This window comes from Bacillus sp. 205(2023) (assembly GCF_037027485.1).
Taxonomy (GTDB): domain Bacteria; phylum Bacillota; class Bacilli; order Bacillales; family Bacillaceae; genus Bacillus; species Bacillus halotolerans.
Genome location: NZ_JAXCHF010000001.1, coordinates 1,386,827 through 1,400,612, shown reverse-complemented (window position 1 = coordinate 1,400,612; position 13,786 = coordinate 1,386,827). Strand labels below are relative to the sequence as shown.

The following is a 13,786-nucleotide window of genomic DNA, read 5'->3' as shown; positions in this document are numbered from 1 at the left end:
TTTATCGTTTTGGCGCCCGATACCCGGCTGCCTCAGCCTCTTCAACTGAACAAAACATTTCAGCAGGGTCTGTCGTCCGGTCATAGTATGTACTGCCCGGCGTATGATAGATGCCGTTTTTGCTGCCTTTGATAAGACAGCCTTCTGCTGTATCAGCTGAGCTGGTTTCGTTGCTTTTATTTGTGCTGGTTGAAGAATGTTCGCTGTTTTCTTTTGTGCTGGCTGTTCGGTTTTGTGCCTCTTTTAATTGCTTTTCAAGTTTTGTTTTATCTTGTTGAAGGGTTTCATTTTCAGCCTTTGCTGTTTTGGTATCATCTTTGAGCTGTTTTTGTTTTTCTTGAAGTTCTTTATTTTCTGCTTTTAATGATTTCTGAGTCTTTTTTAGTTCACTATTTTCTTTCTCCAGCTGCTTGAGCTTGTCTTGATCTTTTGTGTCGTCTTTCAGTTTCTTTGCTTCAGAGCTGATGGCTTCATACTCTTTCTCAAGTGCTTCATGCTCTTGTTTAAGACTTTTATATTCAGTGTTTAGTGCTGAATATTTTTTATCGGCATTTGCTGCGGCAGCGTCAGGTTCTGACAAAGCTGCTCCGGTGAAGAGCAGAATGAGACCTCCGATAAAAAGCGGCCAAAAAAGTTTTTTAGAGAATCGTTTTTCTTTTTTCAGCACATATCTGACGAGATGGTACACTCCATAGCCAAGCGAAAAGAGAAATACAAAAAAACCGAGGAATGCGAATGCCATTTCCATAAAAATTACCCCTTTTTCTATTTATTTTACAATTTTCGAGCAATATTTGTTAGATTTTTTCACACTCATCTGTTGAAAAATATGAGATAGACAGATAGAATGAATGTGCTATGATAACTGGATTCGTACGGAGCCTGTTGAGGTTTCCGTTTTTTCATGAGCTTTTATAGATAAGAAAGGGGGATCAGTATGCCGCGCGCATTGAAAATTTTAGTGATAGGGATGTTTATTAATGTGACAGGGGCATCCTTTTTATGGCCGCTTAACACGATCTATATTCATAATCATTTAGGAAAGTCGTTAACGGTCGCGGGGATTGTCCTTATGCTGAATTCCGGCGCCAGTGTGGCAGGGAATTTATGCGGCGGGTTTTTGTTTGATAAAATCGGCGGGTTCAAATCCATCATGCTCGGAATTGCGATTACGTTAGCAAGTCTGGTGGGTCTCGTCTTTTTTCATGATTGGCCGTTTTATATCGTGCTGCTTACGATTGTCGGGTTTGGTTCGGGTGTTGTTTTTCCGGCCAGTTACGCAATGGCTGGATCAGTGTGGCCAGAAGGGGGAAGAAGGGCATTTAATGCGATTTATGTCGCGCAAAACGCAGGTGTTGCCGTCGGTTCTGCGCTTGGCGGCGTGGTGGCGTCTTTCTCGTTTTCATACGTATTTTTGGCGAATGCCGCGCTGTATGTGGTCTTTTTCTTTATCGTATATTTCGGATTTCGAAACATTCAGACGAAGGATGTGTCTCAAACGTCTGTGCTTGATTATGACGCTGTAAGCAGCAAAGCGAAATTTACGGCTCTGGTCATATTGAGCAGCGGGTATGTGCTCGGATGGCTGGCATATTCTCAATGGTCTACCACCATTGCATCGTACACGCAAAGCATCGGAATGTCTCTTTCTTTATATAGTGTGCTGTGGACGATTAACGGAATTTTAATTGTGGTTGGACAGCCGCTTGTCAGCTTTTTTGTGAAAAAATGGGCTGAGTCGCTGAAAGCGCAAATGATCATTGGTTTTGTCATTTTTATTGTGTCTTACAGCATGCTGCTGACTGCGAAGCAATTCCCAATGTTTCTGGCTGCCATGGTGATCTTGACCATCGGGGAAATGCTTGTTTGGCCTGCCGTGCCGACGATTGCCAACCAGCTTGCGCCTAAAGGGAAAGAAGGGTTTTATCAAGGGTTTGTGAACAGCGCTGCGACAGGCGGCAGAATGATTGGGCCTTTGTTCGGAGGAGTGCTCGTCGATCATTCCGGCATTCACGCTCTTGTTTTATCACTTTTGGTTTTGCTTATGATCAGCATAGCCACGACGATTTTATACGACAAACGGTTAAAATCAGCTGATAAAGCGAATAAGCAAGCTTCAGTTTCTTCATAAGAAAGATCCCGCCGGATGAGCGGGATCTTTTTACATAATCGGAAGCACGTTCACGGCATCCTTTACATTAGAATATGTTTTCAGCGATGAGAAATTGGCATCCAGTTTATTCATTTTCATAGCCAATTCGGGCTTAATGCCGGTAATGATTAATTCGGTACCGGTCAATTTCAGCAAATGGCTCAGCTTGAAAATCTGGTCGGCGGTTTGTTCATTTACTTGGGCCAATCCTGATAAATCAATGATCAAATAATCATCTTTGGATGTTGATAAGATATTCGTCAATGTGCTGACGATGGAATTAAATCGCTCCTCTGTCAGGTTGCCGACTAGCGGAAGAGCCGAAATGCCGTTGCGAATCGGCACAATAGGAGTTGAAAGTGCAGTAATTTCTGTGAGGGAATCCTCGAGAAGCTTTTCATACTCTTTTTGCTTGGTGATGTCTTTTTGAATTCCGACAAAATAGGTTTTGTCTTCTATTTCCAGCGGATCAATATTTAACTCATTCCAGAACATCGTTCCGTCTTTTTTGTAGTTTTGAATCTGAACTGTAACCGGTTCTTTATTTTGTAAACCGGCTCTGATGTTGTCCACTTCACCAGCGTCTGTATCTTTCCCCTGTAAGAAGCGGCAGTTCTTCCCTAAAATTTCCTCGGCCTCATAGCCGGTCATTTGAACAAAGCCTTGGTTTACGTAGACAATCGGATTATCTTCAAGTGAAGGATCTGTAATCACTACACCGACTCGCGCGTGATCAAGCGCTTTTTTGATGATGTCCAGCTGTCCTTTTATTCCGAATGATTGAAAACTAGCCATATAATTCCCCCTTAGGCTGCCAGCTTGCTATGCGAAAGCCTGATATTCCCCTTTTTTTAATGAATTCTACAGTAACCGTAGCACAACACATGTTCTGATTCAAGCAAGCGCAGTTTGTTGTTTGTCATTAGGGCTTGTCCTCGTATACACTAAAAATAAGAACAGAGTTTGAACATATGAACGGAAAGGTTTCTACATGCTAAATAGGTGACTAGGTCAATGTCACTGGGTGAAAAATGAATCCAATGCATCAAGCTTACCGATCATGTGTTCACATATAATGGAAGAAACAAGCTTTTTTCAGATTTGCCAGTATGTAGATATCGAAAATCATCGGAATCGTTTAAGGGGGCTGGATGGCCTGAAGTCGCTTTACGAAATAAGGGCTTTAGGAAGGTGATGATGAAGATGCTGCATCAGGTATTAATTGCTTGTGTAATTGGAGGAATCATGGGGATTCTCGGTCATGTGAAAAAGAGAGGCAGACTGGAGAAACCTAGGATGACGAAGCGGTTTATCTATCTTGGATTTTTGGAAGATTGGTTTATCGGCATGACGGCTTCCATTTTACTTGTACTATCCGCTGACCCCGATTCAGGAATTCAACTTGTCATCTTATCCATTATCTCAGGCTACGGCGGTGAAGCTGTTCTCAGAAGCTTTGATTTTGTAAGAGAAATGAACAGCGGCGGCGAACCGGCCGAGTCGAAACGTCAAACCAAAACTCCACCAGAATAATTGTCCTCAATCTTCGCCCGTTCAGGGTACATTCCCATTGTATACAAACCTGCTTGCACTTATGAACAGAATTCTATAAAATACAGTTAAGATTACGGTTGCGATAAGAACAATGAAGAGGAGCAGTAAGAAGCAGATATTGTTTCAGAGAGTTGACGGCTGGTGAAAGTCAATCAAGTTTGTTTCCGAACTCACCTCAGAGTTGCAGCGGTGAAAAGCCGCTGACGCATAACTGCGTTAAAAGTATCAAGTGAGTGCGGCGTCTGCCGCGCTAACGAGGGTGGTACCGCGGGAAAACGAAAGTCTCTCGTCCCTTTTAGGGATGAGGGAGTTTTTTTTAGTTTGGGAATATTCTGAATATAATTGTCCCTTTCCCGTCAATACTTGAACCATAAAACGCCGTATTCAATCAGAAGGAGGTTTTTACTTTGAGTTTTCAGCACAAAGAGATAGAAAAGAAATGGCAAAATTATTGGCTGGAAAACAAAACATTTGCCACTCTTGATCATAATGAGAAACAAAAATTTTACGCGCTGGACATGTTTCCTTATCCGTCTGGAGCGGGTCTGCACGTCGGACACCCTGAAGGCTATACAGCGACGGATATCCTCTCCCGCATGAAGCGCATGCAGGGGTATGACGTTCTTCATCCGATGGGCTGGGACGCATTCGGTCTGCCGGCTGAGCAATACGCTCTCGACACTGGGAATGACCCGGCAGTGTTTACGAAGCAGAATATTGATAATTTCCGCCGCCAAATTCAGGCGCTCGGTTTTTCATATGATTGGGATCGCGAAATCAACACGACAGATCCTGAATACTATAAATGGACACAATGGATTTTCTTAAACCTTTATGAAAAGGGCCTTGCTTACGTTGATGAGGTGCCGGTAAACTGGTGCCCTGCACTCGGTACGGTTCTTGCCAACGAAGAAGTCATCGACGGAAAGAGTGAACGCGGCGGCCATCCGGTCGAAAGACGCCCGATGAAGCAGTGGATGCTGAAAATTACAGCTTATGCGGACAGGCTTCTTGATGACTTGGAAGAGCTTGATTGGCCGGAAAGCATTAAAGACATGCAGCGCAACTGGATCGGTCGTTCTGAAGGTGCGCACGTTCATTTTGGCATAGACGGATATGATGAATCATTTACGGTGTTTACAACAAGACCTGATACATTGTTTGGCGCTACATACACTGTACTTGCTCCGGAGCATGCATTGGTAGAAAAAATCACAGCTGCTGAGCAAAAAGAAGCTGTCGAAGCTTATATCAAAGAAATTCAATCAAAGAGTGACCTTGAGCGCACGGATCTCGCGAAAACAAAGACAGGCGTCTTCACGGGAGCTTATGCGATCAATCCTGTAAACGGTGAAAAACTGCCGATCTGGATCGCAGATTATGTTCTTGCTTCATATGGAACAGGTGCAGTCATGGCTGTTCCCGGTCACGATGAGCGTGATTTTGAATTCGCCAACACATTCGGCCTTCCAGTCAAGGAAGTCGTAAAAGGCGGAAACGTGGAAGAAGAAGCGTACACAGGCGACGGAGAGCATGTAAACTCTGACTTCCTGAATGGACTTAATAAACAGGAAGCGATTGAAAAAATGATCGCTTGGCTGGAAGAAACGAAAAACGGCGAAAAGAAAGTCACTTACCGTCTGCGCGACTGGCTCTTCAGCCGCCAGCGTTACTGGGGCGAGCCGATTCCGATCATTCATTGGGAGGACGGAACGTCAACAGCTGTGCCTGAGGAAGAACTGCCGCTGATTCTGCCGAAAACAAACGAAATCAAACCGAGCGGCACCGGCGAATCACCGCTTGCGAACATTAAAGAGTGGGTTGAAGTCACAGACCCTGAAACAGGGAAAAAAGGAAGAAGAGAAACGAATACAATGCCGCAATGGGCGGGAAGCTGCTGGTATTTCTTGCGCTACATTGATCCGCACAATCCGGATCAGCTGGCATCACCTGAGAAAATGGAAAAATGGCTTCCGGTTGATATGTACATCGGCGGCGCGGAGCATGCTGTGCTTCACCTTCTGTATGCCCGTTTCTGGCACAAGTTCCTTTATGATATCGGTGTAGTGCCGACGAAAGAACCGTTCCAAAAGCTGTATAACCAAGGAATGATTCTCGGTGAAAACAACGAGAAAATGAGTAAGTCAAAAGGGAACGTTGTCAACCCTGATGAAATCGTTGCCTCTCATGGCGCTGATACGCTGAGATTGTACGAAATGTTCATGGGACCGCTTGATGCTTCAATTGCCTGGTCTGAATCAGGCTTAGACGGCGCACGCCGCTTCCTTGACCGCGTATGGCGCCTGTTTGTTGAAGACAGCGGTGAGCTTAATGGCAAAATCGTTGAAGGCGCCGGTGAAACATTGGAGCGCGTCTACCATGAAACAGTCATGAAAGTGACAGACCACTATGAGGGCCTGCGTTTTAACACAGGTATTTCTCAGCTGATGGTCTTTATCAACGAAGCCTATAAAGCGTCAGAGCTGCCGAAGGAATATATGGAAGGTTTTGTGAAGCTTCTTTCTCCTATCGCGCCTCACCTCGCGGAAGAGCTGTGGGAGAAATTGGGCCATAGCGGTACGATTGCATATGAGGCTTGGCCTGTATATGATGAAGCAAAACTTGTTGACGACGAAGTTGAAATCGTTGTTCAGCTGAACGGAAAAGTGAAAGCGAAACTACAGGTTCCTGCAGATGCGACGAAGGAACAGCTCGAACAGCTTGCTCAAGCAGATGAAAAGGTCAAAGAGCAGCTTGAAGGCAAAACCATTCGTAAAATCATCGCGGTGCCGGGCAAGCTTGTCAATATTGTGGCAAACTAATCCTGGAAAAATCCCCTTTGTCAAAAAGGGGATTTTTTCATCAGTCTCAAAATAGCAATCGTCCAGCTGACTTTGATATACTGAACATGATTATTGGTGAATAGGAGTGTTTTCTTTGGAAATAAAAGAAATCAGCACAGCTGCTTTGAAAGAAAAAATCGAGGCGGATGAAGAATTGTATTTGATTGATGTCAGAGAAGATGAAGAGGTTGCGGAAGGCATGATTCCGCAAGCGGTTCATATTCGCATGGGGGATATTCCTGAAAAAATGGACACCCTCGATAAAGACAAAGAGTACACTTTTATCTGCCGATCAGGGATGCGCAGCATGAATGTCTGCAGGTATTTGGATGAGCAAGGCTTTAAAACAGTCAACGTAGAAGGCGGCATGATGGCATGGGAAGGCGAAACGAAACCGAAAAACTAGGGGAGAGATCACCCCTAGTTTTTTTTATTTGTATGCTGGAAGCCAATCGCCGTGCGCTTCAAATAAATCATCACACATAGAAATAATGTCATTGATGGACAGCTCCGCACTTGTATGCGGGTCAAGCATGGCTGCCTGGTAAACAGCTTCTTTTTTTCGTGTAACAGCCGCTTCAATGGTCATCAGCTGTGTGTTGATATTCGTTCTGTTTAACGCTGCGAGCTGCTCAGGAAGTTCTCCGGCAAAGCACGGGGTTATTTTTTTTCTGTCGGCGACGCATGTAACTTCGACTACCGCTTTGGAAGGAAGGTTTGTGATGAGTCCGGTATTTAAGACGTTTCCTCCGAAGGTGAACGGCTGATTCGTTTCCATTGCTTCTATTATTCTTGAGCCATATTCCTTTGAACGTTTATGGGTGAGGTTTTTATTGTTCACAATGTCATCCCTCATTTTCTCCCAATCTTCTATCTGTTTCACGCATCTTCTTGGATATTCGTCCAGCGGGATCTGCAGCTCGTTGATCAATTCAGGATAATTCCGCTTAATAAAATAAGGATGGTATTCTGCGTTGTGCTCTGATGATTCCGTGACGTAATAACCGAACTTATCCATCAATTCAAATCGCACCATGTCATGATGCTTTGTTTTTTGCTTTTCTCTCGCTCTCTTTTTGATTTCGGGATATAAATCAGCGCCGTCCTTTTTCACTTCCAACAGCCATGCCATATGATTGATGCCTGCGATTCGTTCTTCAATCCCGTCGTGCTCCATACCGAGAGATCTAAATAAATCTCTTGTGCACACTTGGACGCTGTGGCAGAGCCCGATCGTTTTCACATCCGTATAGCGAAGCATAGCGCCAGTCAGGGAGGCCATTGGGTTTGTATAGTTTAAAAACCAGGCGTCGGGACACATTTCCTCAATATCTCTTGCGATATCAAATAACACGGGGATTGTCCTGAGTGATCTGAATATCCCGCCGATGCCCACTGTGTCGGCAATCGTCTGCCGCAATCCGTATCGTTTAGGAATCTCAAAATCGATGACTGTACTTGGTTTATAGCCTCCGACCTGAATGGCATTAATCACATAGCCCGCTTGCTGCAAAGCCAGTTTTCTGTCATCATAGCTGTTGATAACCACGCTCGGATTATAGCGGTCTCTCAAGTTTTCAAGCATAAGCTGAGATTCCTGCAAACGTTTTGGGTCAATGTCGTAAAGCGCAAATTCAAATCCATTTAACGCCTCCGTTAGCAAGCAGTCTCCTAAAACATTTTTTGCGAAAATTGTGCTCCCTGCACCGATAAATGTGATTTTTTTCATGTCGGTTCCTCCTTTAATTCATTATCCTTTTACCGCGCCTGATGACAGCCCGGCAATAAAATATTTTTGCAGCGCCAGAAACAGAATGACCATCGGCAGCATTGCCATGATGGCAGCCGCGGCGACCAAATGCAGATTGTTGGCGTTTTCTCCGAAAAACCCGGCCATTGCGACCGTAAGTGTCTGCACCTTCTGATCCTGTAAAAAGAAAATCGCAAATTGATAGTCATTCCATATAAAGACACAGGAAATAATACAGATGGTGGCAGTGATCGGCTTCAGCAAAGGAAATACAATCGTAAAAAAGATTTTCAGCATTCCTGCTCCATCCATTCTTGCCGCTTCTTCGAGCTCTTTTGGAATGGTTGAACGGATAAAGCCGGAATACAAAAACACGGTTAATGGCATATACGCCGCTGTATTGATCAAAATGGCGACTGCGTGTGTGTTGACCATGCCGGCGTCCACGACCATTCTGTACAAAGGCACCATGGACGTTAACGGAGGGATGATCATAATAGAAATCAGCAACGCGAAAACGGCTTTATTCAGCTTGGTTTCCCGCCGGGCAAGCGGGTAGGCGGCCAGTGAGCCGAATATGATTAACAACAATGCCGAAACGCCTGTGATGATGATTGTGTTGATAAACGAGTTGCCAAGTGAAGCGCGCTCCCATGCCTCAGAAAAATTTTGAAAGGAAAAGTCAGCTGGAAACAGCCATTTGGAACTGTAATCTCCTTTTGCTTTCAATGAAGTGGTCAGCAGAATGTAAAAAGGAATGAAATGCGCACAGGCTACAATGGCAGCGAGAAGTGTAATCAACCGCAGTTTGTTTGAGCGGGCGGCTCTCATGACATTTCCGTCTCCTTTCTTTTAAAGTACGCAAGCGCGCAAAAGCTGATGATCAAAATGACAAATGCCATAAATATGCCTTGTGTCGCAGCATATCCGGCATCCTGCCGTTTAAAATACAGGTCATACATAAACGTTGACATCGATTGCGACGCGTTTCCGGGTCCGCCTGCAGTGAGCGCAATGATCACGTCAAATAGCTTTAAGCCTCCGATAATGTTGATGACCATATTGATCGTGATCGAAGGCATTAACAGCGGCAGGGTGATGCCGAAAAACTGCTGGCCCCGTGTCGCGCCATCCATTTCCGCTGCTTCATAGTAATCTTTCGGAATGCTTTGCAGGCCTGCCAAATAGACAATCATGGCGATGCCGACATATTGGTACGTGTTAATCATGACGATGATCCATGGGTTCGAAGACGGACTGGCGAGCGCGTTGATCGGGGTGATGCCGAAAACGCCAAGCAGGTCATTAAGTGCGCCTCCGTCATAAGAAAAGAAAAAGTACCAAATGTAGCCCATAATGAGCGGACTGATCATAACCGGCAAATACACAATGGTTCTTGTTATCGCTTTCATTTTTATGCTTTGATTTAATAGCAGGGCGTACAGAAGCCCAATGACGTTTTGAAAAAAGGTGCTGCCGAGTCCGTATAGCAGCGTGTTTTTTAAGATATGCCATGTGTCGGGATCAGCAAACAGCCTTTCATACTGAGCGAAACCGACCCACTGATAAACCTGAGAAAATCCGTTCCAGTTTGTGAAGGTGATAAAAGTGCCTTTTACAAACGGATAAATCATGAAGATCAAAACGGAGAGCAGAGCCGGAATATACATCCACCAAAGTGAGGATTGTTTTTTCGGCTTGACCTGTTTCACATGAACATCTCTTGCGATCTCACTCATTGTTTTCAGCTCCCTGTGTTCCAGATTGCTCCCGGAGTCGTTTATATTCTCTTCCTAGCTTTTTGGAAATCTCGTTGGGTGTCAAAATGTCTGCCGCAAGCTCCTGGCCGACCGTTCCCATCACATCCCACATCCCGTTCGGCAGGTACAACCGGTCGAAATAGGGCTCGACTTTCATATTCTGATAATGCTGATAGTCTTTGGCATAGAAAATATCAGCTTTTACATTGGTCAGCCCTGAAGGAAGCGATGTGGCTTCAGCCATTTCTTTCGCATGGGCGGGACGAGCCATAAAGGCGATAAATTGCTTTGCTTCCTTTAAATGAGGCGAGTCTTTCCATGCTGCCAGGGTATAGCGCTCGCCTCCAATCCATATCGGGTCATCACCGGAGTGAATAGCTGGTGTCGGGATAATCCCAACCTTTACATTCGGGTTAATTTGGGCGACGTCTTGGCCGAGGGTGCCGCCCTGCATGGTAAAAGCAATTTTGTTTTGAGCCATTAACTCAATGAGCTGTGATTTTTTTGCTGTTACGGCATCGATATTGATGAGTTTTTCTTTCTGCATTTGTTTAAGGGTATCTGAAAGATAAGTAAATTTGCTCCAATTGAAGGTGCCGTCAATGAGCTGTTTCTTTTCATTATGGGCAGGATCTGTGATGAGAAGAGGTGTTGCGAATTGGTCATAATATTGGGCGAAAGAGCTTTTATCATATCCGGCGAACCAGAAAGGAACGATTTCTCCATTGCTTTTTTCTTTAATCGTTCTCAGTGCTTTTATAAAGTCATCCATCGTTTCCGGCGGATCAATGCCGAAACGGTCTAACATATTGCGGTTGTACGCCAGGCCGTCCTTTGCCTGGTTGATCGGATATGCGTATACCTTTCCGCTCTTGTTTTTAAGGATGCTGTTTAAATTTGGATCAAGATTCTGAGTCCAGTCCATATCCCGGAGATCGGCTGTATACTCCCCGTACCTGATTTTCCCCCAGCCATGAGTATCAAAGAGATCAGGCAGATCATTGGCGGCCATTCTGACACGCATCATATTTTCATAGTCATTGCCTGGGAAATGAATGCTGACGCGAATGCCGCTTTCCTTTTCGAACGCTGCGGCTAGTTTTCTGAATGTGTTTCTTTCACTGTCCGTTGACATCGTAGAATAGATGGTTAACGTCTTTTTGCCCGTATCTGCAGCGCTTTCTTCAGATGAGCAGCCCGGCAGAATCAGCAGAATAAGAGAGAGAAATAAAACAAATATGTGTTTCATCTTTTCCTCCTTATGATCTTGATGAACGTTTGTCTTGCGTCACCTCCTTAGCTGTGTATCCGCAGCTTTGCCTGATGATCAGTGTTGTCGGCAGGGTGACTTGATGAGGAATTGTTCGGCCGTTAAAGCGGTCGAGAAGCTGTTTTACGCCTGTGCGGCCCATTTCCTCTGTATGCACTTTCACGGTGGTTAAAGGTGTGCTGGCAAACTCGGCCTCTTCAATGCCGTTAAAGCTGACAATGGCTGTATCCCGCGGCACATGCAGATCGGCTTCCTGAAGTGCTTTCAATGCGCCGATGGCCATAGAATCACTTGCGATAAAAAAGGCTTCAGGCAGCTTGCCTTGAGTGATGGCTTTTTTCATCAGGCGATAGCCCTCGCGCATGCTGTAATCGCCGACCAGGACGTGTTCAGGCTGAGGATGGGCGGACCGCAAAAAGGCAGTCTGGCGTTTGTCCTCAATTGTTCTGCGAATGCTTTGGCCGTCCCTCAGTGTATGCTCCTTCTCCTGCCCGCCGATATAGCCTAATCGTTTGTAACCTAAATTGAAAAGGTGATCAATTGCCTGGCGTGCGGCGGCTTCAAAATCAATCCCAATCGAGTCGTATATCTGCGGATCGGGAGAATGATTGATAAATACGGTATGCTCCAATCGGCCGCTGATATGTTGAACGGCTTCGTCATGGACACGGCCGATCACAATGATACCGTCTAATTCCCGAAAAATATGCTCCTGGAAGGAACCGAGATGGATGGAGTTTGTAATGAAAATTTCCTGTTCAAAGCATTCTTTTTCAATTCCTTTGCGAATAGAAGAAAAATAAGGATCCTGCCGTTCTTCATCGGGAGATAAGCAGCTCAGCACCCCGATAAGCGGCTGGGCGCGCTGTTTTTGTCCGCGGGCTTTTCGGCGTTTAGCGACAGTTTGATAGCCTAGCTCTTCAGCGATACTGATTACTCTTTGTCTCGTTTCACCAGCCACAGAAAGCGAATGATCTTCATTTAAAATTCTCGAAACAGTAGCATTTGAAACGTTCGCTTTTAAGGCGATATCTTTTATACGAACCATGGTTACTCCCTTTCATTTGAATGAGATTTACTAAAACAAAAGAAATATTTTACTCATACGTTTTCGATAAATTGATACTATCATATGAAAGCAAGCGGTTACAATAATGAATTTCAGAATATTTCGTTATATTTAGTAAAAGTTTAGTAAACTACGATTTTTGTTTCTATATGCTGTGTGAAAAATAAAGGGAATAACAAATCCGTCTCGTACATTGAAGATAAGCGAAGAAGGAAGGGTGATGGGATGAGTAACGAAAAAAGAGAGCAGCTGTTTCGATTGCTTGGTGATTTGCCTGATCGGAAGCATACGGGGGCGGAAACGCTGCGTATTGAGGAAAAAGAGGGATATATGATTGAAACACTGCTGCTTGATATAAATGGGCTTGAAAAGGTGCCTGCATATTTTGTGAAGCCGAAAGCCGCAAAAGGACGGTGCCCGGTTATATTATTTCAGCATTCGCATGGCGGGCAGTATGAACGGGGAAAAAGTGAACTGCTTGAGGGAGCCGATTATTTGAAAGCGCCTTCTTTTGCTCGGGAGCTGACTTCTCTCGGATATGGCGTATTGGCAATCGACCATTGGGGATTTGGAGACAGACGGGGAAAATCAGAAAGCGAGATTTTTAAAGAGATGCTTCTGACGGGCAGGGTGATGTGGGGCATGATGATGTATGACAGTATAAGAGCCATTGATTATGTGCAGAGCCGCCCTGATATTCAGCCTGACAGAATCGGAACGATCGGCATGTCTATGGGGGGCTTGATGGCTTGGTGGACAGCGGCGCTTGATGAACGGATTAAGGCATGTGTGGATTTATGCAGTCAGGTTGACCATCATGTACTGATTGAAACACAGAACCTTGACCGGCATGGCTTTTATTATTACGTTCCGTCGCTTGCCAAGCATTTTTCTGCAGCAGATATCCAAAGCCTGATCGCACCGCGCCCGCACCTTAGTCTTGCCGGCATACATGATCGGCTAACACCCGCTGAGGGAGTGAACAAAATCGAAAAAGAATTAACAGCTTTGTATGCTAAAAAAGGGGCTTCTGATTGTTACCGTATGGTGCGCTCCGCTTCAGGGCATTTTGAGACAGCTATGATGAGGCATGAAGCTCTGCAGTTTTTGAAAAAGTGGCTGTGACAGTGAAAAAGGGCAGGCTTTACGTGTTTTTCTGAAATGGTTCTAAACAGGTAAGGAGGCGAGCATCTGCCCGTCTCTTCTTTATTTAGTAGATCAATACAGTTATCAGGAATATACATGATAAATAGATTTTGTTTATGAGGAAATGGCGTTCTGATATTGACAGAATTGTGTATACATAATAGTATTCTATTTGTTAACCCTAATTTATAAATGGTTAACAAATAGAATACTTTCTTCTGTAATCAAAGCTGAAAGGGCGA

General features: G+C 44.7%; 12 protein-coding genes and 1 other annotated feature. Of the genes, 5 read left to right on the top strand and 7 right to left on the bottom strand.

Going from position 1 to position 13,786, the window contains the following annotated elements:
- Nucleotide 1: 1 nt before the first annotated feature.
- Nucleotides 2–748, bottom strand: coding sequence for an LMBR1 domain-containing protein (locus WA325_RS07090; RefSeq protein WP_227598083.1), 747 nt, complete (start codon nt 746–748; stop codon nt 2–4).
- Nucleotides 749–937: 189 nt separating this feature from the next.
- Here WA325_RS07090 and WA325_RS07085 point away from each other — a divergent pair, with 189 nt between their 5' ends.
- Entirely contained in the window at nt 938–2,131 is a 1,194-nt protein-coding gene (locus WA325_RS07085; RefSeq protein WP_044153739.1) for an MDR family MFS transporter, read from the top strand.
- 30 nt (nt 2,132–2,161) lie between these two features.
- Here the strand turns inward: WA325_RS07085 and WA325_RS07080 are convergent, their stop codons facing one another.
- Entirely contained in the window at nt 2,162–2,947 is a 786-nt protein-coding gene (locus WA325_RS07080) for a blue-light photoreceptor (protein ID WP_105990175.1), read from the bottom strand.
- A gap of 402 nt (nt 2,948–3,349) precedes the next feature.
- Between WA325_RS07080 and WA325_RS07075 the strand changes: the two genes are divergently transcribed.
- The 3 genes from WA325_RS07075 (at nt 3,350) to WA325_RS07065 (ending at nt 6,955) form a co-directional block, all read left to right on the top strand.
- A complete protein-coding gene (locus tag WA325_RS07075; RefSeq protein WP_003223352.1) occupies nt 3,350–3,685 on the top strand; it encodes a DUF4257 domain-containing protein in 336 nt (111 codons plus the stop codon).
- Between the two features lie 103 nt (nt 3,686–3,788).
- Nucleotides 3,789–4,003, top strand: a binding site (T-box leader).
- Between the two features lie 110 nt (nt 4,004–4,113).
- Entirely contained in the window at nt 4,114–6,528 is a 2,415-nt protein-coding gene (gene leuS, locus WA325_RS07070) for a leucine--tRNA ligase (protein WP_336183376.1), read from the top strand.
- A 115-nt stretch (nt 6,529–6,643) separates the two neighbouring features.
- Entirely contained in the window at nt 6,644–6,955 is a 312-nt protein-coding gene (locus WA325_RS07065; protein ID WP_044153745.1) for a rhodanese-like domain-containing protein, read from the top strand.
- Nucleotides 6,956–6,979: 24 nt separating this feature from the next.
- Here the strand turns inward: WA325_RS07065 and melA are convergent, their stop codons facing one another.
- From melA to WA325_RS07040, 5 genes are read right to left on the bottom strand one after another with little or no spacing between them, the layout of a single operon-like run.
- Nucleotides 6,980–8,278, bottom strand: coding sequence for an alpha-galactosidase MelA (melA, locus tag WA325_RS07060; protein ID WP_024122560.1), 1,299 nt, complete (start codon nt 8,276–8,278; stop codon nt 6,980–6,982).
- A gap of 21 nt (nt 8,279–8,299) precedes the next feature.
- On the bottom strand, nt 8,300–9,130 hold the full coding sequence (locus tag WA325_RS07055) for a carbohydrate ABC transporter permease (protein ID WP_227598082.1): 831 nt from the start codon (nt 9,128–9,130) through the stop codon (nt 8,300–8,302).
- Complete coding sequence (locus tag WA325_RS07050; RefSeq protein ID WP_248336980.1) at nt 9,127–10,038, bottom strand: carbohydrate ABC transporter permease; 912 nt, start codon at nt 10,036–10,038, stop codon at nt 9,127–9,129. The genes WA325_RS07055 and WA325_RS07050 overlap by 4 nt, the downstream gene beginning before the upstream one ends.
- Complete coding sequence (locus WA325_RS07045) at nt 10,031–11,308, bottom strand: ABC transporter substrate-binding protein (protein ID WP_105990180.1); 1,278 nt, start codon at nt 11,306–11,308, stop codon at nt 10,031–10,033. The genes WA325_RS07050 and WA325_RS07045 overlap by 8 nt, the downstream gene beginning before the upstream one ends.
- A 10-nt stretch (nt 11,309–11,318) precedes the next feature.
- The gene (locus WA325_RS07040) at nt 11,319–12,377 is read right to left on the bottom strand and encodes a LacI family DNA-binding transcriptional regulator (protein WP_336183375.1); all 1,059 of its coding nucleotides are present in this window, start codon (nt 12,375–12,377) and stop codon (nt 11,319–11,321) included.
- A gap of 246 nt (nt 12,378–12,623) precedes the next feature.
- Between WA325_RS07040 and WA325_RS07035 the strand changes: the two genes are divergently transcribed.
- Nucleotides 12,624–13,523, top strand: a complete 900-nt coding sequence (locus WA325_RS07035; protein WP_105990181.1) for a dienelactone hydrolase family protein — start codon at nt 12,624–12,626, stop codon at nt 13,521–13,523.
- Nucleotides 13,524–13,786: the final 263 nt, after the last annotated feature.

Bases quoted from the DNA above. Each gene is read 5' to 3' on its own strand.
- WA325_RS07090 (WP_227598083.1), bottom strand. From the start codon at position 748: ATGGAAATGGCATTCGCATTCCTCGGTTTTTTTGTATTTCTCTTTTCG.
- WA325_RS07085 (WP_044153739.1), top strand. From the start codon at position 938: ATGCCGCGCGCATTGAAAATTTTAGTGATAGGGATGTTTATTAATGTG.
- WA325_RS07080 (WP_105990175.1), bottom strand. From the start codon at position 2,947: ATGGCTAGTTTTCAATCATTCGGAATAAAAGGACAGCTGGACATCATC.
- WA325_RS07075 (WP_003223352.1), top strand. From the start codon at position 3,350: ATGAAGATGCTGCATCAGGTATTAATTGCTTGTGTAATTGGAGGAATC.
- melA (WP_024122560.1), bottom strand. From the start codon at position 8,278: ATGAAAAAAATCACATTTATCGGTGCAGGGAGCACAATTTTCGCAAAA.
- WA325_RS07055 (WP_227598082.1), bottom strand. From the start codon at position 9,130: ATGAGAGCCGCCCGCTCAAACAAACTGCGGTTGATTACACTTCTCGCT.
- WA325_RS07050 (WP_248336980.1), bottom strand. From the start codon at position 10,038: ATGAGTGAGATCGCAAGAGATGTTCATGTGAAACAGGTCAAGCCGAAA.
- WA325_RS07045 (WP_105990180.1), bottom strand. From the start codon at position 11,308: ATGAAACACATATTTGTTTTATTTCTCTCTCTTATTCTGCTGATTCTG.
- WA325_RS07040 (WP_336183375.1), bottom strand. From the start codon at position 12,377: ATGGTTCGTATAAAAGATATCGCCTTAAAAGCGAACGTTTCAAATGCT.
- WA325_RS07035 (WP_105990181.1), top strand. From the start codon at position 12,624: ATGAGTAACGAAAAAAGAGAGCAGCTGTTTCGATTGCTTGGTGATTTG.